This window comes from Streptomyces sp. NPDC047108, assembly GCF_040643575.1.
In the GTDB taxonomy this organism is placed as follows: domain Bacteria; phylum Actinomycetota; class Actinomycetes; order Streptomycetales; family Streptomycetaceae; genus Streptomyces.
This window is the reverse complement of sequence record NZ_JBEYUP010000001.1, coordinates 369,512-391,066: the sequence shown is the minus strand read 5'-3', so window position 1 is coordinate 391,066 and position 21,555 is coordinate 369,512. Positions and strand designations below refer to the sequence as shown.

Here is a 21,555-nt window from a genome sequence, read left to right as displayed (position 1 = left end):
GAACAGGCACGCACACCCACGGCCGCACACCCACAGCCGCACACCCACGGCCGCACACCCACGCACGCGCATGCACGGACGCGCATGCACGGGCGCGGAGTCGAGGCAGGCAGGTCCCCAGGCAGAGGAAGGGAACGACAGCCATGAGAGGTGTCATCTTCGACGGCCGGCAGCCGCAGGTCGTCGACGACCTGGATGTACGCGACGCGGGGCCCGGGGAGGTGCTGGTCGGCATCCGCGCCGCCGGGCTCTGCCACAGCGACCTGTCCGTCGTCGACGGAACGATCCCCTTCCCCGTGCCCGTCGTGCTCGGTCACGAGGGCGCGGGCGTCGTCGAGGCCGTCGGACCGGGCGTGCGGCATGTGGCGCCCGGCGACCACGTCGCCCTGTCCACCCTCGCCAACTGCGGCGCCTGCAGCGACTGCGACCAGGGCCGCCCCACGATGTGCCGGTCCTCCATCGGGCGGCCCGGCAGGCCGTTCTCCCGCGCTGGGAAACCCCTGTTCAACTTCGCCTCCAACTCGGCCTTCGCCGAGCGGACGGTGGTCAAGGCCGTCCAGGCGGTCAAGATCCATCCCGACATCCCGTTCACCTCGGCCGCCCTCATCGGGTGCGGTGTCCTGACCGGAGTCGGGGCGGCTCTGAACCGGGCGAGAATCGCGGGCGGCGACAGCGTCGTCGTCATCGGGACGGGCGGAATCGGTCTCAACGTCGTGCAGGGCGCGCGGATCGCGGGCGCGCTGACGATCGTCGCCGTGGACGCCAACCCGGCGAAGGAGGCGGTGGCGCGGCAGTTCGGCGCGACGCACTTCGTCGACGCCTCCGCCGTCCCCGACACGTCGGCCGCCGTGAAGGAGATCTTGCCCACCGGCGCCGACCACGCCTTCGAGTGCGTCGGCAGCACCCGGCTCATACGGCAGGCCGTCGACCTCCTCGACCGGCACGGCCAGGCCGTGCTGCTCGGCGTCCCGCCCGCCACCGCCGAGGCGTCCTTCCTCGTCTCGTCGATGTATCTGGACAAGGCGATCCTGGGCTGCCGGTACGGGTCCTCGCGCCCGCAGCACGACATCGCGCTGTACGCCGAGCTGTACCGGGCCGGACGTCTGCTGCTGGACGAACTCGTCACCGCCACCTACCCCGTGGAGGACTTCGCCAAGGCGGCGGACGACGCGCACCACGGCAGGGTGGCCCGGGGTGTGCTGACGTTCGGCTCCTGAGAGACCTGGTGCCGACCGTCCTCTACGTCCGGGTGACCGTCGGCTCCTCGTCCGGGCGCCCACCGGGTCCATGGGCCCCCCGAACGCTTCGGTGGCTCTCACCCTCAGGTCCGGCACGAGACCGCCCGCGGCGGAGGCCGGCTGCCGACGTGCCGTCCCGTCCAGCAACGCATCGAGAAAGACGGCGAGTTCGAGCGCTCTCTCCTGCACGTTCGCCCATGGGTGCCCGAAGGAGTCCTCGATGAGCGGTACGAGGGCCGCCGCCCTGCCCGGATCTCTGCGCAGCTCCGCACCGGGGAGTCCGAGCAGGGAAGGCATCAGCGTTCTCCCGGGCCGCTCCAGTACGCGCCGGGCGCACCCGGCGACATGGTCCGTCGTCAGGCGCCCCGCGTCGGAGAACGAACGCAGAGCGGACAGAGCGCCGCCGCGGCCTCAACACTCCCCGGCCGCGCGGAACGTGCGCCGGTACGCCATCGGCGAGACGCCGAGCGCCGTCTGCACGTGCTGCCGCAGCGACGCCGCAGAGCCGAAGCCGCACTCCCGGGCCACCCGGTCCACCGCCAGGTCCGTGTCCTCCAGCAAGTGCCGGGCGCGTTCGACACGTTGGGCCACCAGCCACTGCCCGGGACTGACGCCGACCTCCTCCCGGAACCGCCGGGTGAAGGTCCGTACGCTCATCGCCTCCTGCCGGGCCAGGTCCTGGAGCTGGATGGGCCGGTCGAGGCGTTCCAGTGCCCAGGCGCGTGCGGTGGCGGTGGTGGCCACCTGGGGTTCCGGGACCGGGCGCCGGATGTACTGAGCCTGGCCGCCGTCGCGGTGGGGCGGCACCACGCTGCGCCGCGCGACCTCGTTCGCGACCGACGCGCCGTGGTCAAGCCGCACGATGTGCAGGCAGAGGTCGATCCCCGAGGCGACGCCCGCGGAGGTGAGTACGTCACCGTCGTCGACGAACAGCACGTCCGGGTCGACGTCGATCTTCGGGAAGAGCCGCTGGAAGTGGTCGGCGTTGCGCCAGTGGGTGGTGGCGGGCCGTCCGTCGAGCAGCCCCGCCGCGGCCAGGACGTAGGAGCCGGTGCAGATCGACACCATGCGGGTGCCGGGGCGTACGTGGGCGAGGGCGGCGGCCAGCGGCTCGGTCAGTGTCCCCTCCTCGTACACCGGGCCCAGCTCGAAGGAGGACGGGATCACGACGGTGTCGGCTCCGGCCAGAGCGTGCGGACCCAGGTCGACGGTGATCGAGAAGTCGGCGTCCGTGCGGACCGGTCCGGGCGTGAGCGCGCAGGTGACGACCTCGTACAGGGGCCTGCCGTCGGGTGAACGGGTCTTGCCGAAGATCCGGTACGGGATGCCGAGTTCGAACGGGATGACCCCGTCGAGGGTGAGCACCACGATGCGGTGGAGGCGCGCGGCAGCGGTTCTCGCTCCGCCTCCGCCGTGTGCGCGGGGCGCCGTCCGAGGGGTTCTCGCCACGGGTGACCTCCTCCTCTCGCCCCCCCGGCCCGGCCGTCCGGTGACGGCGTGCCGTGGCCCGATCCTAGCGAAGCATGGCCTTCGGGCCACTCGAACGATCAGTCGGGGCCGCCGATGCTGGACCGGTGACTCAGACGCCTCACCGCCCCGCACGCCCCGGACAGCGCGACCCGCACGCCCGCGCACGCCGCCCGCCGCGCGTCCACCGTGCCTGGTGGGTGGCGGTCGCCGCGTTCGTCGCGCTCGTCGGGGCGGCGTCCTTCCGCGCGGCGCCGGGCGTGCTGATCGATCCGCTGCACGCGGAGTTCGGCTGGTCGCGCGGCCTGATCTCGGGCGCCGTCTCGCTCAACCTGGTGCTGTACGGGCTGACCGCGCCGTTCGCCGCCGCCCTGATGGACCGCTTCGGCATGCGCAAGGTCGTCGCCTCCGCCCTCCTGCTGGTCGCAGCGGGCAGCGGGTTGACGGTCTTCATGAACGCCGGCTGGCAGCTCGTCCTGTGCTGGGGTGTGCTGGTCGGTCTCGGCACCGGCTCCATGGCGCTGGCGTTCGTCGCGACCGTCGTCAACCGCTGGTTCGTCGCCCGCCGCGGCCTGGTGACGGGCGTGCTGACCGCGGGCAGCGCCGCCGGGCAACTCGTCTTCCTGCCCCTGGTCGCCTGGACCGCCGAACGCTACGACTGGCGCACGGCGACGCTCGCCGTCACCTTCGCGGCCCTGGCCGTCGTCCCCCTCGTCCTGTGGCTGCTGCGGGACCACCCGCGGGACGTGGACACCACCCGCTACGGCGCCGGCCCGGAGGAGACCGTCGCGCAGGAACAGGACGCCGCGCGGGAGGCGGGGGCGGGCGGCGCGGCGGGGCGTGCCCTCCGCGCGCTGCGCGAGGCCGCGCGCACGAAGGCCTTCTGGCTGCTCGCCGGAACGTTCGCCATCTGCGGTGCCTCCACCAACGGCCTGATCCAGACGCACTTCGTGCCCGCCGCGCACGACCACGGCATGCCGGTCACGGCTGCCGCCGGGCTGCTTGCGGTCATCGGCGTCTTCGACCTCGTGGGGACCGTCGCCTCCGGCTGGTTCACCGACCGGTACGACTCCCGCCGCCTCCTCGCCGTCTACTACGGCCTGCGGGGCGTCTCCCTGATGTTCCTGCCGATGCTGCTCGCGGACTCCGTCCACCCGCCGATGCTGTTCTTCATCGTCTTCTACGGCCTGGACTGGGTGGCCACCGTTCCGCCCACGGTCGCGCTGTGCCGCGAACACTTCGGCGACGACGGGGCGATCGTCTTCGGATGGGTGCTGGCGTCCCACCAGGTGGGCGCCGGTCTCGTCGCCCTGGGGACGGGGGTGATCCGGGACGTCACCGGTTCGTACGACACCGCCTGGTACACCTCGGGCGCGCTGTGCGCCGCCGCGGCCCTGATGGCCCTGGTGATCCGCCGCCGACCGGAACGGATGCGGGCGGTACCAGCCTGAGGTGGGGAGCGGCGGCGCAGGGGGTGCCGGTGTCGCGTCAACTCGGCGTGCGCCGCCTCACCCTCTGCTCAGGGGCGGCCCGCCGCTGAAACCTCCGAAGGCCCCGCGGTGGAAGAGCAACGGCCCCGCGGCCGCGGCGGCTTCGTCCGTGCCGAGCGCCTCGACGCGGCCCACGACGATCAGGTGGTCTCCGCCCGTGTGCACGGCGTGCACCGTGCAGTCGATCCACGCCGGTACGCCGTCGAGGAGCGGCGAACCCGTCACGGGCGCGGCGTCGTAGGACACCCCCGCGAACTTGTCCGGCCGTTGGCGGCTGCTCACCGCGAAGTCCCGGCAGAGTTCGCCCTGTTCGGCGCCCATGATGTTGACGCAGAACACCCCGGCGCGGGCGATCCGCGGCCACGTCGTGGACGTTCTGCCGGCCATGAACGCGATGAGCGGCGGGTCGAGGGAGAGCGAGGCGAACGACTGGCAGGCGAAGCCCGCCGGCCCCTCGCCCTGCTCGTCGCCGCTGCGCCGGTCGTCACCACCCGTCGCGCCCGGTGCCGTGACGACCGTGACGCCGCTCGCGAAGTGGCCGAGGACGCGACGGAATTCGGCCGGATCGACGGGCAGCCGCTCGTCCTCCCGTACGGCCCGCAGATCGGGCCGGGGAAGCGGGTCGACCGGTTCGCGCGCGGACGACACCGGCGAGCCGACCGAGCGCAGATATCGCACGGCGGTGGCCGCCATGCCTGCGTGTCCCATCATGGAACCCATTGAAGCTGATGGATCGTCAGATTCCTAGCCCTGGGTCCACGGGAACGGGGCGAGGTCCGGCTCCAACCAACCCGTCCTGGCCTCCGGGCGGGCCAGCGTCGTGGAACGGTAGAAGCGGCCGAGCAGACGCTTGTCGAGCAGCCCGGGGTTCCGGCCGACGAGGTCGGGGAAGGTGCGCGAACCCTCCTCGGCCGCATGGTGCGCGACCAGCTCCACCCAGGCCCGGCTGACCGTCGCGTTGTACTTCTGCGGGGCGCCCGCGTAGCGCGCCGTGTGCCGTATGCCCTCGCTGATCAGGCCGATCGCCGCGGGCATGCCGACGCGGTGGACGGCCAGCCAGGTCAGCCGGATGTGCTCGCGGTGGCCGAAGTGCTCGGCGTACGCCATGACGTCGGCCATCAGCTCGTCGAAGACCGGGTCGCGGCCGAGGGGCGGCTCAGTGCGCGTGCGGTCGTCGTGGCCGGTGCGGTCAGTGTCGGTGTGTTCGGTGCGGTCGGTGTGGTCGGTCGTCATGGGGTGGTCACCTTCGAGAGGGCGCGCAGCACGGCGTGGAAACCGGAGACCGCTTCGGCGGACAGGTGGCCGATCGCGCGCTGCTCCAGCCCGGCCACGGTCCGCCGGATCGTGTCGGCGGCGACGCGGCCCGACGGCGTCAGCTCGATGGCCACGACGCGGCGGTCGCCCGCGCGGGTGCCGCGGGTGATGTGGCCGCGCCGCTCCAGCCGGTCCAGCACGCTGGTCAGCGTCGTGGGGCGGGTGCCCGCGGCGGCGCCGAGCTGGGAAACGGTCCGGCCCCGGCCGTCGGCGAGGATCGCCAGGGCGTTGATCTCCGAGGCGGTCAGATCGAGATCGACCAGCTCCGCGGCGAGGACCTGCAACGTCGCGTGGGTGGCCCGCTGCAGTGCGAGCAGCGGCGACGCCTCGGAGGGATCGGGTTCAGGTATCACGTTTTCGGAATGTACGAGATCGTAGTATCGGCGCGCAACGGGGTTCTGCCCGGTCCGCGCACCAGGGCTTACGCCGGGCTCGGTGCAGCCCTTGCGGCTCAGGGGCAGGGCCGGGAGTCTCAGCGCCCCCCGTACTCCGGCGAGCGGCGTTCGACGAACGCCGCGACGCCCTCCTGCGCGTCCGCCGTCGCCATGTTGATCTCCTGAGCCGTCGCCTCGGCGTCGAACGCCGTGCTCCGGTCGGCGTCCAGTGACGCGTTGACCAGCCGCTTCGTGAGCGCGAGCGCGCGCGTCGGCCCGGTGGCCAGGCGCTCGGCCCACGCGCGGGCCGTCTTCTCCAACTCCCCTTCGGCCACGACCCGGTTGACCAGTCCCAGCCGTTCCGCGTGCGACGCCGGCACGGCGTCGCCGAAGAACATCAGCTCCTTGGCCCGCTGCGGACCGACGAGCCGGGGCAGCAGATACGCACCGCCGCCGTCCGGCACCAGCCCCCGGCGCACGAACACCTCGATGAACCGCGCAGATTCCACGGCCAGTACGAGGTCGCAGGCCAGCGCGAGATGAGCGCCGAGGCCGGCCGCGGTGCCGTTGACCGCGGCGATCACCGGCTTCTCGCAGTCCAGGACCGCGGCGACGAGCCGCTGCGCGCCGCGCCGGATCGTACGGGCCACATCGCCCGCGATGCGCTCCTCCGCTGCCCGTTCGCCCGTGTTCGCCGGGGCGCCCCGCAGGTCGGCCCCGGCGCAGAAACCCTTGCCCGTACCGGTGATGACGACGGCCCGCACGCCCGGATCCGCGGAGGCCGCTTCGAGGAGCGCGATGACGCGTTCCCGCTGGTCCCAGGAGACGGCGTTCATCGCCTCGGGGCGGTTCAGCGTGATCCACGAGACGCCGTTGTCAGTGGTGTGAAGTACCAATGTCTCCAAGGACTTCTCGGGGGAGGCAGTCATGCTGAAGCTCCTTGTCGTCGTGCCGTGTCTTTCCCGCGCGGGGGGCGGGAAAGACACGGCCCACCGGCCGTTGCGCGCGAGGGTGCGTGGCCGGTGCGGCGCATCGTCGCGCGGCGTTTCGGGACGCGGGCTGTGGCGCGATGGCGCCCTGCGGGACGGCCTGCAGTGGATCGGCACGTCACTGATCGGCGCCCTGATGACCGGTGCGTCGCTGATCCGTGCGTCGCGGCGCCTGCGCGTCCGCGGTTCACCGGCAGACGGCGAGCGCGTCGAGCGCCACCGCACCCTGGCCCCGGTCGAGTACGACCAGGGGGTTGATGTCGAGTTCGGCCAGGCCGTCGCCCAGTTCGAGCGCCATGCGCTGGACCCGCAGCACGACTTCCACCAGCGCGTCGACATCGGCGGGCGGTCCGCCGCGCACGCCCTCCAGCAGGGCGTGGCCGCGCAGTTCGCGCAGCATCTCGCGGGCCTGGTCCTCGCCGAACGGCGGCACACGCACCGCCGCGTCGCGCAGCACCTCGACGAGCACACCGCCCAGGCCCACCGTCACCGTGGGCCCGAAGAGGCTGTCGTGCGTCATGCCCACGACCATTTCCACACCCCGTTCGATCATCTGGCAGACGAGTACGCCGTCCAGCGTGATCCCTTCGTGGCGCGCGATGTCCGTCAGCTCGCGATAGGCGTCCCTGACCTGGCTGGCCGAGGTCAGCCCGACCCGCACGAGGCCCAGTTCGGTCTTGTGGGCGAGCTGGGCGGCCGACGCCTTCATGACGACGGGGTAGCCGACCAGTCCGGCGGCGCGTACGGAGGCGGCCGCGCTCGTCACCAACTGCTCGCGCGGCACACGGATCCCGTACGCCCGCAGGAGCTGCTTCGCCGCGTGCTCGCTCAACTGCTGGCCGGGGCGCAGCAGATCGCGCGCCTTGCGGGCCGAGGGGGATGCGGTGCGGGGCGCGTCGTCGAAGGGGGAGCGGTAGCCGGAGACGAACCGGTGGTGGCCGAGGTAGGCGCGGACGGCGGTGATGCAGTTGGCGAACGTACGGAAGGTGGCGACACGGGAGGAGCCGAGCAGGATGCGCCGGTAGGCGTCCTCGGTGCCGACCGGCGACCCCCACACCACGCAGACCTGCTTGTCCGTGGCCTCCGCCGCGTCCACCAGGTCCTGGGCGAGCTTGTCGCTCATCGGAGGGAAGGGCCCGGTGATGGGGCAGACGAGGACGCCCACGGAGGGGTCGGCGAGGATCGCGTCGATGATCTTCCGGCCGCGCCGGTCGCCGACCGGATGGCCGCCGCTGTCGATGGGGTTGGAGACGCCGAGGTAGTCGGGTATCCACTGGTGGAGCTCCGTCTGCTTCTCGGCGGAGAGGTCCGGCAGACGGAGCCCGGCGGCCGCGGCGAGATCCGCGAAGTGGGCCCCTGTGCCGCCCGAGATCGAATACACCGCAACGCCGTCCGCGCGCGGCGGGCGGGCCCGCGCCAGGAGCGCGGAGGTGTCCTGGAGTTCGTCGAGCCCGTTCACCCGGATCACGCCGAACTGCCGCATCGCCGCGTCCACGACCTCGTCGGCGCCGGTGAGTTTGCCGGTGTGGGAGGCTGCCGTCCGGGCACCGGTCTCGGTGCGGCCCACCTTGACGGCCACCACGGGCACCTTGTTCCGTGCGGCACGGTCGGCGGCCAGCAGGAAGTCCCGGCCGTCCTTGAGTCCTTCCACATATGCGGCGATGGCGCCGACCTCGGGCCGCGAGGCGAAGTACGAGATGAAGTCGGCCGTCTCGAGGTCGGCCTCGTTGCCGGTGGGCGCCCAGTGGGAGAGCCGTATGCCCAGCTCCTGGAGCGCGAAGACGGGGCGCCCCTGGTGGCCCGACTGCGTGATGAGGGCGATGGCGGGACCGTCGAGGTCGTCGCGGAACTCCTCGAACGCGTTGAGGTTGGTGTTGGGTCCGAGCAGCCGGATCCCTGAGCGCTCGACGGCGGCGGCGAGACGTGCCTGCGCGATGGCGCCCTCGCCGCCCGTCTCGGCGAACCCGGAGGCGAAGGCGACCGCGAACTTCACCTTGGCCTCGGCGAGTTCCTCGATCACGGGCAGAGGGTCGGCGACGAGGAGGACGGCGAGATCGACCGGTTCGGACACGTCCGCGACGGAAGGGAGACAGGGCAGGCCGAAGACGGTGGAGCGGCCGGGGTTCACGGGGTGCAGACGCGCCCCGACCCGCTCGGACCAGTCGATGAGCCGGCGGGTGATGCCTGTGCTGGGGCGTCCCTCGCTGTCGGAGGCACCCACGACGACCATGGAGGCGGGCCGGAAGAACCGGTCCAGGTCGGGTACGGGCGCGTGCAGCGGACGCCCGCTGACGTCCAGGTCCTTGCCGGGATCCGCGGTGCCGTGCACCGTGGTCGCGGTGTGCTCGCCACAGGCCACGACGCGGGCCGGGCGGGAGTGAGTGGTGAGGGTGCCGTGGGTCGAACCAAGCATCGTTCTCGCCCCGCTCCTGCTCGATGGCCGATGGTCCGCGCAGTAACTGACGCACTGTCAGGTTACTGAACTGACAACCCATCAGAAAACAGTGCGGCGTGAGAAAGACACATGAGAAGGGCGGCTACTCGGACCGGCGTGCCGACGACCACTCGGACCGTGATGCCGACCACCGCTCGGGACCGTCATGCCGACGGCCTCTCAGGGCCGTCATGCCTCCTGGGCGACCGAGGCCAGGTCCAGGTCCAGCCCGTCGGGTGCGCCGCCGTCGAGCCTGAGCGCCGCCCCCACCCGCAGGGGCAGGTCCTCGATGCCCAGCAGTCCCGTCGCCAGGCGTGCGGTCAGCCGGTGCCACCGGGCGGCGTGGCGCAGCATCGCATGGTCGCTGCCCTTGATCTCGAACCGGCACACCGGCGCTCCCGCGGCCCTGGCGCGCGCGGCGAAGACGCGCGAGAGCCGGGGCTCGGTCACGCGGTCCCGGTCCGAGTGCACGATCACGGTGGAGACCCCGGCCAGGTGCTCGACCGGCTCCTTCGCGGGGCACCAGGGCGCCAGCGCGATCACCGAGCGGACCCGGGGGTGATCCGCGACGCGCAGCGCGGCCCGCCCGCCCATGGAGTGGCCGACCAGGACGACCGGCACCGGGCCGCAGCGGCGTGCGATCTCCCCCAGGGCGTCGCGGACATCGCGCGCGGCGTCGGCGCGGTCGCCGTTCCAGCCGCAGTGCCGGTAGCGGACCACGCCCGTGGCGACACCGTGCCCGTCCGTCACCGAGCGCACCGCGTGGACGAACGGCAGCATGCGCAGACCCGGAAGGTTCCATCGCGTGGGGCGGGTCAGGCCGGACTCGCGTCCGCCGTGCAGAAACAGGACGACCGCCTCAGCGCGACCGTCCGCGTCCTTCAGGGCGAGTGCCTGATGGTCCATGCTCACATCCCGTTCGTCTCCCACCCCGTGCCGTCTCCCGACGTCTTTCCCGAAATTCCCGTGTCACGGCACTCCGGCCGCACCTGCCGTATCGGCTCGCTCCCACCCGAAGGCCGGACGGTCCGCCCGTTCCGCGGAAAACCGTCCGGCCGTCGCCGAGGTGGTGCCGTGCCGTGGCTCGGCGCCGGCGACCGCTATCCGGGCATGAGCACGGTGTCGACGATGTGCACGGTCGCGTTGGAGGTGCGGACATTTCCGCAGACCACATTTGCGGTGTCGTTGACCTTGTAGGAGGTGCCCGAACCGGCCGTGGTCAGCTTGGTCTTGGCCAGCGTCTCGTACGAGGCGTTCTCCATCTTCTTCGGCGTCACCTTCTCGCCGACCACATGGTTGGTGAGGACCTTGGTCAGCATCGCCTTGTCGTTGAGCACCTTGTTGAGATCAGCCTTGGGAATCTTGGCGAAGGCGTCATTGGTCGGCGCGAAGACCGTGATGTTCTTCGCGCTGTTGAGCGTGTCCACCAGCCCGGCCTTCTTGACGGCACCGACCAGCGTGGACAGAGCGGGGTTGTTGGACGCCGCGGTGGCGACCGGGTCCTGGGCCATGCCCTGGAAACTGCCCGCGCCGCTCTCGGGCACCGTCGAACAAGCAGGGCCGAACGGCCGGTCGCCCGCCGGCATGGATCCGTCGGCCTTCGAGCCCGATCCGCTGTCCGCCGAGCCGTCGCCCGAACCCTCGGACGAGGCCGCGGCCGAGTCGGATGCCTTGTCCTTGCTCTCCTCGGAGCAGGCTGCCAGAGACAGCGGGAGGACCGCCGCCGTGGTGACGGCGACGGCGATACGGCGGATTCGAGTCGTACGCGCGGTGTGCATTCCAGAGTCTCCTGACGTGTCGGCTTCGTGGAACACCGAAAAGGCGGGAATCGAGGGCTGAGCGGTCACCGCGATTCCCCTTCCGCGAGTCATTCGCCGCGCTACGGCCCTTCGGATTGGTCACCCATCCGAAAGAGTGAACTTCTCTTCCCGGCAGGGAAATTCACAGGCGGCGCCCATCCGCACGGCAGTCGGCTACGAAAAGAACGTCCGCAACTTCTCAGTTCCGCAACTTCTCACGTCCGCACATTCGGGCGGCACGGACCCGGCGCGGGCCATGACGCGCCGCCGGCCCGACAGGACGCCGTTCACTCCACGGTGACGACGACGGAATGCCACCCCGTCGCACCGTCCGGCACGGTCCCGGCCCGCTTCCCGGTCTGCGGGGCGCCGCTGCGGTCGGTCGCCCGAACCTCCAGCCGGTGCGAACCGGGGGTGGCCTCCCACTCCCACAGCCACTGCCGCCAGGTGTCCACGCCCGCCTCGTCCGCAAGCCGAGCCGTGTGCCACCGGCCCCCGTCGACACGGACCTCGACACGGTCGATCCCGCGATGCTGCGCCCACGCGACACCGGCCACCGCCACCGTGCCGCTCTTGAGCCGCGCGAACGAACCCGGGGTGTCGATCCGGGACGCCGTCTTGACGGGGGCCTCGCGGGCCCACTTCCTCTGTACCCAGTACACGTCGTAGGCGTCGAAGGTGGTCAACTCCAGCTCGCGCAGCCACTTGCAGGCCGAGACGTAGCCGTAGAGGCCGGGCACGACCATCCGCAGCGGGAAGCCGTGGGCGAACGGCAGCGGCTCGCCGTTCATGCCCAGAGCGAGCATGGCGTCCCGGCCGTCCATGACGGCCTCCACGGGGGTGCCGATCGTCATGCCGTCCACGGAACGCGAGACGATCTGATCGGCCCTCCCCCCGCGCGAGGGCGGCTCGACCCCGGCCTCCTCCAGGAGGGGCGCCAACGGGACGCCGATCCACCGGGCGTTGCCGACGTAGGGGCCGCCGACCTGGTTCGACACACAGGTCAACGTGACGTCCCGCTCGATCAGTTCGCGCCTCAGCAGATCGCGGTAGCCCAGGGTCAGGGGGCGGCGCACACCCGTGCCGTGGATCCGCAGCTGCCAGCGCGTGGCGTCGATCCTCGGGACGACGAGGGCGGTGTCGACGCGGTAGAACTCCCGGTTGGGGGTGATGAACGGGCTGAGGCCGGGGCGGCGGAAGTCCGCGCCGCGCGGGACGGCGGAGGCGGGTGAACCCGGTGCGGGCAGACGGGCGTTCGTCCGGGAGGCGACGGCGGCCCCGCTGGAGGAGTTGAGCTTCCGGCCCAGTGCCCCCGCGCCCGCTGAGGCCGCGGCGACGGCGGAGGCCGCGATGACGAAGCCCCGTCGGTCGAACCGTCGTGGTTCCGGCGCCGGTCGGGCGACCGCACTGTCCGGGGTCTCCGTGCCGTCAGGGGGACCCAGGACGCCGGGAGTCTCCTTTCCGTCGGTCGCCCCTCCGCCGTCCGCCGCCTCTCCGTCGCCCCGTGCACCCCCGTCGTCGGTGCCGCCCCTTCCGCCCGCCTCCCCGCCGCCCTCGCCGCTTGCCGCGCCCTCGCGGCCGCCGGACGTACGCAGCCGCCCGGCCAGGACGTACAGCACGCCCGCGCCGGCCAGCGCCCCCACCACCGAGGGCACCGCGTCCAGCACGCCGGCGAACGGACGTGTCAGCGCGGCCACCGTCCCCACGACGCCGAAGACCAGCACGCCCGCCGATGCCGCCCGGCGTTGACGCAACGCGAGAATCCCGAGGGCGAGGGCGAACCCCGCGAGGACGGCGAGGATGCCGAGTTGCAGCACCAGCTTGTCCTGGGTGCCGAAGGTGCGTACGGCGTAGTCCTTCAGCGCCGGGGGAGCGAGGTCGATGGCGGCCCCGCCCACGGCGATCACCGGACCGGCCTCGGGGCGCACGGCCGCCGACGCCAGCTCGGCCACGGCGAGCGCGGCCACTCCCGCGAGCAGTCCGCTCAAGACGGCCGGACACCGGCGTGCCCACGCCGCGCGGTGCAACAGCCGCCGGAGCGGGCGTGGTCGGCGCGGTCCGGGGGAGGGCGCCGTCGAAGTGGCAGAGGGAGGGGCGGATTCGGCTGTGGTGTCGCGTTGGCCCGTCATGTATCTGATTCGGCGCCGCGCCCGCCCCTGGATTGGCGTCACCCCGTCAACCCCGCCGACAAGCCACCGCCGGCGCCGGGACGAGCACGGAGGCGAGCGCCGCGGGCGGCGCCCGGCGGTCACCGCCGCCGGGCGGCCTCCCGCACGAGCCCTTCCCCGTAAGCCCTCGCAAGCCCCTGCCAAGCCTCCGTAAGCGGCCGTGCCGCTGGAGCTGCAGGCGCTGGTCCGCGGCCACGACCCTCGCAAGCCCCTGCTAATCCTCCGTAAGCCCTCGTAGGGCCCCGTAAGCCGCGGCCCGGAAAGCCCGCCCCCGGATGCCGCTACGCCGACGGGAACGCGACGAGCGCCAAGGGCCGGGACGTCGGCCGGTCCGAGCCGCCCGCGGGCTCGACCGTGACGCCCATGCCCGAGGCCCTGCCCACCTTCCCTTCCATCAGCTCCATCAGCGCCGCGTCCGTCGCACCCCGGGACGCGTCCATCAGGCCCGCGGAGCGCATCCGCCCCCCGTCGTCGAACCAGAGCTGGTAGACCTTGCCGCCGCTCAACCGCCGCATGCCGTGGGCGACGAACACCGCCTTGTCCTCGCCGCGCGACACCACCACCGTGCCCCTGGCGCCCCCGCCCAGCCCCGCCGGCCGGCTCACCGCGTCCGGCGCCGACAGCACGCGCGAGACGGCGTCCGTCCGGGCGCGGACCTGCTGGACCTCGTGACGGGCGTCCCGCGCCTCCTGGTTCTGCCACAGCGCCACCCCGCCCACGGCGGCCACCACCAGCGACGCCGCCAGCGCGAGGTGCGGCAGCGACCAGGAGGCGAACCGGCCCAGGCGGCCACGCCGCGACCGTACGGGCACGTCCGGCGCCTCCTGGCGGACCGTGGTGATCCGGCGCAGCACCCGTGCCCTCAGCTCGGGCGCCGCGACCCGCGCCACGGCGAGAGCGAGCCGGTCCGCAGTCGCCGACAGTTCCCGTACCTCCTGCGCACACGGGTCGCAGGAGCCGACATGGCGCTCGAACGCCTCGCGCTCGTCCACGGAGAGCGCGTGAACGGCGTAGGCACCGGTGAGCGTGTGCAGATCGGCGGTGCTCATACGGTCACCCCCAGGCAGTCCCGCAGGCGGATGAGGCCGTCGCGCAGCCGGGTCTTCACGGTCCCCAGCGGTGAGCCGAGCAGCTCCGCGACCTCCCGGTACGTCAGGCCGCGGTAGTAGGCCAGGGTCACCGACTGGTGCTGCAGTTCGGTGAGTGTCTTCATGCACCGGCGCACCTGCTGGCGCTCCAGCCGCGCCTCGACCTGTTCGCTCACCTCGTCGTAGGCGGGCGACTGGTCGAGCAGGGCCGCCCGGTGCTCACGGTTCGCGGCGGCCGTCGTCGACCTGATGCGGTCCACGGCACGCCGGTGGGCGAGGGTCAGGACCCAGTTCATGGCGCTGCCGCGGTCGGAGCGGTAGCGCGCGGCGGTACGCCACAGCTCGACGAACACCTCCTGGGCCACCTCCTCCGACTGCGCCGGGTCCCGCAGGATGGTGATCACGAGGCCCAGGACCGGGCCGCTCACGGCGTCGTAGAGCTTTCCGAACGCCTCCTGGTCGCCGCGTGCGACCAGCGAGAAGAGCGCGGAAAGGTCCGACGCCTCGATGGTGGGTGTGGATCCAGCGATCCGCAGCGGTTCGCTCACAGCACTGCCTCCGCATACACGGCAGGGGCCATGTCTTCCTCCGGCTTCACGATGACGAGGGGATTCCGCAAGCGATTCGGGGCCGCTCGCCGATCGGATGGGTGGAAGCGGCATCGATCCCGTAACGATGGGACCGGGCCCTCCTGGAAGGCAGCGGTGGACCCCCACCCGGGACGTCGTACGTCATCGGACGCGGTGCATGATCTACCGTCGCAGTCATGGGGCAGCGATGGACCGGATGGCCGCTGGCCGGTGTCGTTCTCGCGTTGGTGCTGACGTACTCCGCGCTGTTCAGCGCGGCATGGCTGGGAGCCGAGACCGCGCTGATCGCGGCAGCCGCCTGCGTCGCCGTCGCGCTCCGGCGCCGCCGGCCGGTGGCGGTGCTGGTCGTCACCGTGGTCGCGTCCCTGGCCTACGCCGCACTCGTCGACGGAACGGTTTTCCCCGCAGCGATCACCGTCATGGTGGCCCTCTACGAAGTCGGCCTCCGGTGCGCGCTCAGAATGTCGGTCGCGCTCACGGCAGCGACCGTCGCCGCGATGTATTTCTCCGCGACCCTGATCCCGGACATCGAGCGATTCCGGCTCGACAACGGGATTCAGCTCGGCTGGTTCGTCGCCGCGAGCGCCGTCGGTCTGGCCATGCGGAATCAGCGCCGGTATGCGCAGGCCATGGAGGAACGCGCCCTGCGCGCCGAGCGGACGCGCGAGGTGGAGGCACGTCACCGGGTGGACGAGGAGCGGCTGCGCATCGCCCAGGAACTGCACGACGTCGTCGGCCATTCCATTGCCGTGATCAACGTGCAGTCGGGGGTGGCGGCGCACGTCCTGGCCACCGATCCGCAAGCGGGGCAGGACGCGCTGCTGCGCATCAACCGCGCCAGTGCCACCGCGCTCTCCGAGATCCGCAGCACCCTGCGGCTCCTGGAGGACGTGCAGGACGCCGCGCCGCACCATCAGGACCTCGGCCTGGCCGATCTCGGCCGTCTCGTCGAGGAGACGCGCGCCGGCGGACTCCCGGCCGTCTACGAGGTGACGGGGGCGCCGCGGGACGTTCCCTCGGTCGTCGGCTTCAGCGTCTACCGGCTCGTACAGGAGAGCCTGACCAACATCATCAAGCACGCCGGCGCGGTCCAGCGGGTCCGCGTCCGGCTGATCTACGCGCCCGACTCCCTCCGCGCCGAGATCACCGACGACGGCGCCGGACCCCGCCCCGCGGGAGCGGAACCGGTGCCCGGGCCGGAAGCGGGATCGGCGGCGCGCAACGGCAACGGCAACGGCGGTGGCAACGGCATGGGCGGTGGCAACGGCGACGGCACCGGCCGGGGCCTGGCCGGTATGCGGCAGCGCATCGAAGCGGTGGGCGGGCGCCTCGAAGCGGGCCCGGGCGCGGACGGCGGATTCCGCGTGGCCGCCGACATCCCCGTCGATCCCGCCTGACGGACACGAGCCTCCGCCCGGGCCCGCGTACAGCCTCCGGCCTCGCCCGCCCAGGAGCCCTTCGCCCCACCGCGCACGCGGCTCCGGCGCGCGGCCCGGATTCGGCGCCTCCTTACGGGGCAGGACCGGACTCGGGGGCCGAAGCGCTGCTCAGACCGCATCGGCCGCACCTTCCTGGCGTATCCCGGGCGGATCACCGAGGCTCGGGAGAGACTTGTACGGGCAGAAAGGCGACGGTCATGGACTGGGAAGACTTCGCGGAGAGCATGGCCGCGATGGCGCGGGATCTGCTCGCGCAGGACTCGGTCGAGGCGACGCTGGAGCGCATCACGGAGTCCGCCGTGGAGAACGTGGAGGGCTGCGACGCCGCCGGCATCCTGCTCCTCCGGGAGAAGCACGTGGAGACGCTGGCGCCCACCGACGGGCTGGTGGTCCATTCCGACCAGCTCCAGGAGCGGCTCAGGGAAGGACCCTGCTTCGACGCCGCTCGCGAGCGCGAGCCGTCGTACCGGATCAAGGACTTCACCGAGCCCCAGGAGAAGTGGCCCGAGTACACCCGGCAGGCCCGTGACCTGGGTGTCGGCAGCATGATGGGGTTCCTGCTCTACACCCTCGACGAGGATCTGGGCGCCCTGAACCTCTACTCGCGCAAGCCCGCGGTCTTCACCAAGGGCAGCGAGACGGCCGGCTGGCTTCTCGCCTCGCACGCCGCGGTCGCGTTCTCCAGCGCGCGTACGGCCGACCAGCTCCAGAGCGCGCTCGACACCCGGCACACGATCGGTGAGGCCATGGGCATCGTCAGGGAGCGGTACGACCTCAGCGGGCAGGACGCGTTCAACGTGATGCGGCGCCTGTCCCAGGACCGCAACGTCAAGCTGCGGGATCTCGCCCGGCGGATCTGCGAGACCGGCACACTCGACGATGAATCGTGACCGAGCTGTCCGGTGCGGCTCTTCCGGCCCTTGTCCGGACCGGAAGAGCCTGGCCATCGAGGTCCCCCGGGGGAAGCTACGACAGCTTGGCCCGCGGGTACCCGAGAACACCGGGCTTACGTGTGCTGTCCCCGGCCGCGTGCCGGACTCCGCCCGGCCTCCGACCGGCCTCCGTCGGTGAGCGCCCGCGCGCCGCCCTCAGCGGCCCCTTCGCCGTCGCCGGTCCTCACGGTCGAGGGCGTGGGCGATCCGGCGGGCGTCGAGGGCGAGTTCGCGCAGCATCCCGCTGATCGGGGTGGTGTAGCCGGTGAAGTGGAGGCCGGGTGTGACGGACCGGCGCCCGTTCACGCGCGGGCGCCCCCGCTCGTCCAGGACGTCCAGATGGCCGACCAGGTCCTCCAGGCCACGCCGGTAGCCCGTGGCCGCGACGACCACGTCCGGCGTGAGGACCGTGCCGTCCGTGAGGACCACCTTCTCGTGGTCGAACGACCCGACGGCCGCGACCGGTTGGACCTTCCGCTTCCGGACCGCCTTGGCCAGGCCCGCGTCCAGTACAGGTGTGGCACCTTCCCGGACGCGCGACGAGAGCCCCGTCTCCGGCCGCGGCATCCCGTACGCAGCGAGGTCTGGACCGGCCATCCGCGCCGCGCGGTCCACCGCCCACCGCGGCATCCGCCGCATCAGGATCCCGGACCGCTGCACGGGCCAGCCGACCGTCGACCGGCGCACGATGTGCGGCGCGGTGCGCACCGCCAGCCGTACACGGGAGGCGCCGCCCTTCGCGAGGTCGACGGCGATGTCCGCGCCCGTGTTGCCGGTTCCCACGACCAGGACGTCCCGGTCGCGGTACGGCTCGGCGTTCCGGTAGTGCGCCGCGTGCAGCAGTTCCCCGCGGAAGCCGTCCCGTCCGGGCCAGTCAGGGACGTACGGCGTGTGGTTGAAGCCGGTCGCGACGATCACCGCGTCCGCGGCCAGCTCCCGCCCGCCGGTGGCCCGCAGCAGCCAGCGGGTCCGGGCGCCGTCCTCGACCGACCGCCGTTCGATCCGGGTCACCTCGACACCGGTGACGATCTCCAGCCGGTGGTGCTCGGCGTAGTCCTCCAGGTACCGCACCATGTCGTCACGCTTGACCCAGCGCCCGTAGGCGCGGGGTATCGCGAGCCCGGGCAGGGCCGACAGCTTGCGCGTCGTGTGCAGCCGGAGCCGGTCGTAGTGCCCGCGCCACGCACCGCCCACGCCGCCGGACTTCTCCACGACCACCGAGCGCAGCCCTCGCTCGCGGAGAGCCGCGGCCACGGCGAGGCCGCCGGGTCCGCCGCCGATCACGAAGACGGGCGTTCCGGCGACGGCGGTCGCCGGAGGCGTGGCCGTCGCGTGAGACGTGCCGGGCGTTTCGGCCACGGCGGTCGTCGGGGTCGTCGGGGTTGTCGCGGTCGTGCGAGGCGTGGCGGTCAGCAGGGGTGTAGCAGTCACCTGGGGTGTAGCGGTCACGGCGGGTGTAGCGGTCACCGGGGGTGTGGCGGTCGTGGCGGTGATGTCGGGCATGCGCGTGAGCGTAGGGGCCCGGATTGTCGTGTGTCGGTCAACCCGATACCGAATCGGTTGCGGATGCATCACGGACCGTGGTCGGCGACGGCCTCTTGCGTCCGGCCGTCCTCATCCGCTGAACTGACGTACCGTCAGAAACTTATGAGGGGGGTGTCCCCGATGCAGACGATCTGGCTCGGCGGAGCCGAATGGCTCGCCGTCCTCCGCATCGGCCTCGGCCTGTGGTGGCTGGAGAGCTGGCGCCACAAGGACAGGAAGGCCTGGTTCGAACGGGGTACGGGCATAGCCTGGGCCGCGGGCGTCGCCGCCGACCATCGCTGGGGGGCCGTCCGGCGCGGCTTCGAGAAGGTCGTCCAGCCGCGGCCGAAGCTGATGGCCTACGTCGTCGTGTACGCCGAACTCGCCCTCGGACTCGGCCTGATCCTCGGCTTCCTCACCCCGGTCGCCCTGGTCGGCGGGCTCGTCCTCAACCTGCTCTACCTCGTGCTCATGATCCACGACTGGGCCGAGCAGGGCCAGAACTCGATGATGGCGCTCATCTCGCTCGTCGCCCTCTTCGCCATGGCCGGGCAGACCTGGTCGCTCGACGCCGCGCTGGGACTGTTCCGGTGAGCGCCCCCCGCCACGACGTGCCCGAGACGGACGCCTTCACCCGGCCCTACTGGGACGCCGCCGCCGAGGGCCGCCTGCTGATCCGCCGCTGCGGCGACTGCGGCGCGGCGCACCACTACCCGCGCGAGTTCTGCCCGCGCTGCTGGAGCGGAGACGTCACCTGGGAACGGGCGAGCGGTCACGCCACCCTCTACACCTGGTCCGTCGTCCACCGGAACGACCTGCCCCCGTTCGGCGACCGCGTCCCGTACACCGCCGCCGTCGTCGATCTCGCCGAAGGCCCGCGGATGATGACCGAGATCGTCGGCTGCCCGGAGGCCGCACTGCGCATCGGCATGGACGTCCGCGCGGCCTTCCGTACGAGTGAGGGCGTGTCCGTCCCGGTCTTCCGCCCCGCCTGATCCAAGGCCAGGGCTTCTGCCGGGTGTACGGGACCCAGGCGAGGCCGGACAGCCGACCCCGTCTGCGCCGAGCGGGTGGACGTGCTGGTGCCTGCGGGTGACTGTCGCGAACGCCGGTCGATTCCGGCCCGGTTCGGGCTACCAACCGTGGGTCAACTGTGCCGACTGAGGGGTTGTCCCGAGCATGCTGAAGGCTGCGCTTCGAATCGCTTCCGCCACGGCCCTTGTCACTGCCACGCTGGCGATCGGCGCCCCCGCCGACGCCTCGGCGGATCCGTACCCGGGTACACCGGAGCAGATCCGCGACACCGGACCCTGCGGCCGGACCGGTGCGTACCGCGAGCGGGACTGGGTGCGGACCACGACGAACATCGGACTCCGCCAGCAGGTGAACCTCGCCTCGGTCCGCGAGGACTGGTACTGGCGTCACGACGACAACCTGCTGTGGCGCGGCGACACCCGCCAGGACCCGAGCGCGATCTTCCGCAACGGGTTCACCCCGCTGGGCACCGAGCTGACCCCGCTGCCGCGGTGGATCATCGGCGGCGGCGGCCAGAACAGCGCCCACGTGAGCACCAGTTGTGAACGCTGGGTGGCGCAGGGCTTCGCCACGTCGAACGGCGTGGACGGCTGGGTCTACGCGATCCAGGCCCCCGGCGGGATCGACATCAACGCCACGGCACGGCAGACCGGTATCGAGTCGCAGTACCTGTGGAACAAGGAGATCGACTTCCCGGGCGGCATCAAGGGCCGGTACATCCAGGGCGCGTGCCAGTACCACTGGGCCGGCAGGGACCCGCAGACGAACAGGAACATCTACCAGAACCTCGGCTGCCGGACGAACCCCGGCTTCAACCCGGGCCGGCTGAACCAGGTCCCGCGGCCGAACCAGGTCCCGCAGCAGCAGAACAACCAGGCCCCGCAGCTGAACCAGCCGCCGCGGCAGCAGAACCAGATGCCGCAGGCCAACGAGGGTGGTTGGCGGCCGAGCCAGCCTTCGCAGGCGAACCAGGGCGGCTCGCGGCCGGGCCAGGTGCCGCAGGCGAACCAGGGCGCTTCGCGGCCCAACCAGGTTCCGCAGGCGAACCAGGGTGGGTGGCGGCCGAGCCAGCCTTCGCAGGCGAACCAGGGTGGCTCGCGGCCCAACCAGGTTCCGCAGATGAACCAGGGCGGTTCCAGGCCGAACGAGATGCCGCAGGCCAACCAGGGTGGTTCGCGGCCGAACCAGCCGTCGCAGACGAACCAGGGCGCCTGGCGGCCGAACCAGCCGTCGCAGACCAACCTGGTCTCACCGCGCTGAGCCCCTGACCGGCGAGCGGACGGTCGAGCGGCCGGAGGTCCTACGGGCCTCCGGCCGCTCGGCGTCAGGGCAGCCGCCGGCCGCGGCTCTCGGCCACGCGCAGCGCGTCGTGCAGCGACTCCGCCAGCCGGTACGCGACGAAGCGCAGCTCCACCGGACGCGGAGGCTCGGCGGCGGACAGCATCGTGCGGCTGTGCGTCAGGACCTCCGACGCCAGGTCGAGTTGAAGCTCCTCGATGTCGTCGGCGAGGTCCGAGATCCGGCCGCCGTCACCGTCGGAGATCAGATAGCAGGGCTTGCCCTCCGGGCTCGGCCAGGGCAGAAGACGCGGTTCGGCGGGCCGCGGATCGGTGGGGTGGTTTTCCGTCGTCACAGCCTCAACTGTCCTGGCCGTTGCGTACCGTGACCAGGGGA

At 72.3% G+C, this 21,555-nt stretch carries 20 protein-coding genes; 7 read left to right on the top strand and 13 right to left on the bottom strand.

Translation table 11 applies throughout. The features are described 5' to 3' along the window. Positions 1-143 precede the first annotated feature (143 nt). Positions 144-1,217 (top strand): Zn-dependent alcohol dehydrogenase, encoded by a 1,074-nt coding sequence (locus ABZ822_RS01685; protein WP_360845643.1) that lies wholly within the window; start codon positions 144-146, stop codon positions 1,215-1,217. Positions 1,218-1,649: 432 nt separating this feature from the next. Here the strand turns inward: ABZ822_RS01685 and ABZ822_RS01680 are convergent, their stop codons facing one another. Beyond that, positions 1,650-2,609 carry a helix-turn-helix domain-containing protein gene (locus ABZ822_RS01680; RefSeq protein ID WP_360846925.1) on the bottom strand — a complete coding sequence of 320 codons (960 nt, stop codon included), beginning with the start codon at positions 2,607-2,609 and terminating at the stop codon, positions 1,650-1,652. Between the two features lie 203 nt (positions 2,610-2,812). On the opposite strand from ABZ822_RS01680, the gene ABZ822_RS01675 reads away from it, so the two are divergent. Next, a complete protein-coding gene (locus ABZ822_RS01675) occupies positions 2,813-4,156 on the top strand; it encodes an MFS transporter (RefSeq protein WP_360845641.1) in 1,344 nt (447 codons plus the stop codon). 57 nt (positions 4,157-4,213) lie between these two features. Here ABZ822_RS01675 and ABZ822_RS01670 read toward each other — a convergent pair whose 3' ends face one another. The 10 genes from ABZ822_RS01670 to ABZ822_RS01625 form a co-directional block, all read right to left on the bottom strand. Then, entirely contained in the window at positions 4,214-4,915 is a 702-nt protein-coding gene (locus tag ABZ822_RS01670) for a flavin reductase family protein (protein WP_360845639.1), read from the bottom strand. A gap of 24 nt (positions 4,916-4,939) precedes the next feature. Continuing rightward, positions 4,940-5,428 carry a hypothetical protein gene (locus ABZ822_RS01665; protein WP_360845637.1) on the bottom strand — a complete coding sequence of 163 codons (489 nt, stop codon included), beginning with the start codon at positions 5,426-5,428 and terminating at the stop codon, positions 4,940-4,942. After that, on the bottom strand, positions 5,425-5,862 hold the full coding sequence (locus ABZ822_RS01660; RefSeq protein WP_360845635.1) for a MarR family transcriptional regulator: 438 nt from the start codon (positions 5,860-5,862) through the stop codon (positions 5,425-5,427). The genes ABZ822_RS01665 and ABZ822_RS01660 overlap by 4 nt, the downstream gene beginning before the upstream one ends. A gap of 119 nt (positions 5,863-5,981) precedes the next feature. Next, the gene (locus ABZ822_RS01655; protein ID WP_360845633.1) at positions 5,982-6,812 is read right to left on the bottom strand and encodes an enoyl-CoA hydratase-related protein; all 831 of its coding nucleotides are present in this window, start codon (positions 6,810-6,812) and stop codon (positions 5,982-5,984) included. A 247-nt stretch (positions 6,813-7,059) separates the two neighbouring features. Next, complete coding sequence (locus ABZ822_RS01650; RefSeq protein ID WP_360845631.1) at positions 7,060-9,285, bottom strand: acetate--CoA ligase family protein; 2,226 nt, start codon at positions 9,283-9,285, stop codon at positions 7,060-7,062. Between the two features lie 210 nt (positions 9,286-9,495). Next, positions 9,496-10,212, bottom strand: a complete 717-nt coding sequence (locus ABZ822_RS01645; protein WP_360845629.1) for an alpha/beta fold hydrolase — start codon at positions 10,210-10,212, stop codon at positions 9,496-9,498. Between the two features lie 194 nt (positions 10,213-10,406). Next, on the bottom strand, positions 10,407-11,084 hold the full coding sequence (locus tag ABZ822_RS01640) for a fasciclin domain-containing protein (RefSeq protein ID WP_360845627.1): 678 nt from the start codon (positions 11,082-11,084) through the stop codon (positions 10,407-10,409). A 308-nt stretch (positions 11,085-11,392) separates the two neighbouring features. Continuing rightward, positions 11,393-13,057 carry a molybdopterin-dependent oxidoreductase gene (locus ABZ822_RS01635; protein ID WP_360846923.1) on the bottom strand — a complete coding sequence of 555 codons (1,665 nt, stop codon included), beginning with the start codon at positions 13,055-13,057 and terminating at the stop codon, positions 11,393-11,395. A gap of 497 nt (positions 13,058-13,554) precedes the next feature. After that, complete coding sequence (locus ABZ822_RS01630) at positions 13,555-14,322, bottom strand: anti-sigma factor (RefSeq protein WP_360845625.1); 768 nt, start codon at positions 14,320-14,322, stop codon at positions 13,555-13,557. Next, positions 14,319-14,891 (bottom strand): sigma-70 family RNA polymerase sigma factor, encoded by a 573-nt coding sequence (locus ABZ822_RS01625; protein WP_360846921.1) that lies wholly within the window; start codon positions 14,889-14,891, stop codon positions 14,319-14,321. Before ABZ822_RS01625 ends, ABZ822_RS01630 begins: the two co-directional genes overlap by 4 nt. A gap of 236 nt (positions 14,892-15,127) precedes the next feature. Between ABZ822_RS01625 and ABZ822_RS01620 the strand changes: the two genes are divergently transcribed. Together ABZ822_RS01620 and ABZ822_RS01615 are read left to right on the top strand one after the other, a co-directional pair. Continuing rightward, the gene (locus ABZ822_RS01620) at positions 15,128-16,348 is read left to right on the top strand and encodes a histidine kinase (protein ID WP_360845623.1); all 1,221 of its coding nucleotides are present in this window, start codon (positions 15,128-15,130) and stop codon (positions 16,346-16,348) included. A gap of 239 nt (positions 16,349-16,587) precedes the next feature. Next, positions 16,588-17,280 (top strand): GAF and ANTAR domain-containing protein, encoded by a 693-nt coding sequence (locus ABZ822_RS01615; RefSeq protein WP_360845621.1) that lies wholly within the window; start codon positions 16,588-16,590, stop codon positions 17,278-17,280. Between the two features lie 198 nt (positions 17,281-17,478). Here the strand turns inward: ABZ822_RS01615 and ABZ822_RS01610 are convergent, their stop codons facing one another. Beyond that, a complete protein-coding gene (locus tag ABZ822_RS01610) occupies positions 17,479-18,825 on the bottom strand; it encodes an NAD(P)/FAD-dependent oxidoreductase (protein ID WP_360845619.1) in 1,347 nt (448 codons plus the stop codon). Between the two features lie 162 nt (positions 18,826-18,987). Between ABZ822_RS01610 and ABZ822_RS01605 the strand changes: the two genes are divergently transcribed. From ABZ822_RS01605 to ABZ822_RS01595, 3 genes are all read left to right on the top strand, one after another. Then, a complete protein-coding gene (locus tag ABZ822_RS01605; protein ID WP_360845617.1) occupies positions 18,988-19,440 on the top strand; it encodes a DoxX family membrane protein in 453 nt (150 codons plus the stop codon). After that, positions 19,437-19,841 carry a Zn-ribbon domain-containing OB-fold protein gene (locus tag ABZ822_RS01600; protein ID WP_360845615.1) on the top strand — a complete coding sequence of 135 codons (405 nt, stop codon included), beginning with the start codon at positions 19,437-19,439 and terminating at the stop codon, positions 19,839-19,841. The genes ABZ822_RS01605 and ABZ822_RS01600 overlap by 4 nt, the downstream gene beginning before the upstream one ends. 184 nt (positions 19,842-20,025) lie before the next feature. Continuing rightward, entirely contained in the window at positions 20,026-21,141 is a 1,116-nt protein-coding gene (locus tag ABZ822_RS01595) for a hypothetical protein (RefSeq protein ID WP_360845613.1), read from the top strand. 64 nt (positions 21,142-21,205) lie between these two features. Here the strand turns inward: ABZ822_RS01595 and ABZ822_RS01590 are convergent, their stop codons facing one another. Then, positions 21,206-21,514 carry a hypothetical protein gene (locus ABZ822_RS01590; RefSeq protein ID WP_360845611.1) on the bottom strand — a complete coding sequence of 103 codons (309 nt, stop codon included), beginning with the start codon at positions 21,512-21,514 and terminating at the stop codon, positions 21,206-21,208. Between the last annotated feature and the right edge of the window lie 41 nt (positions 21,515-21,555).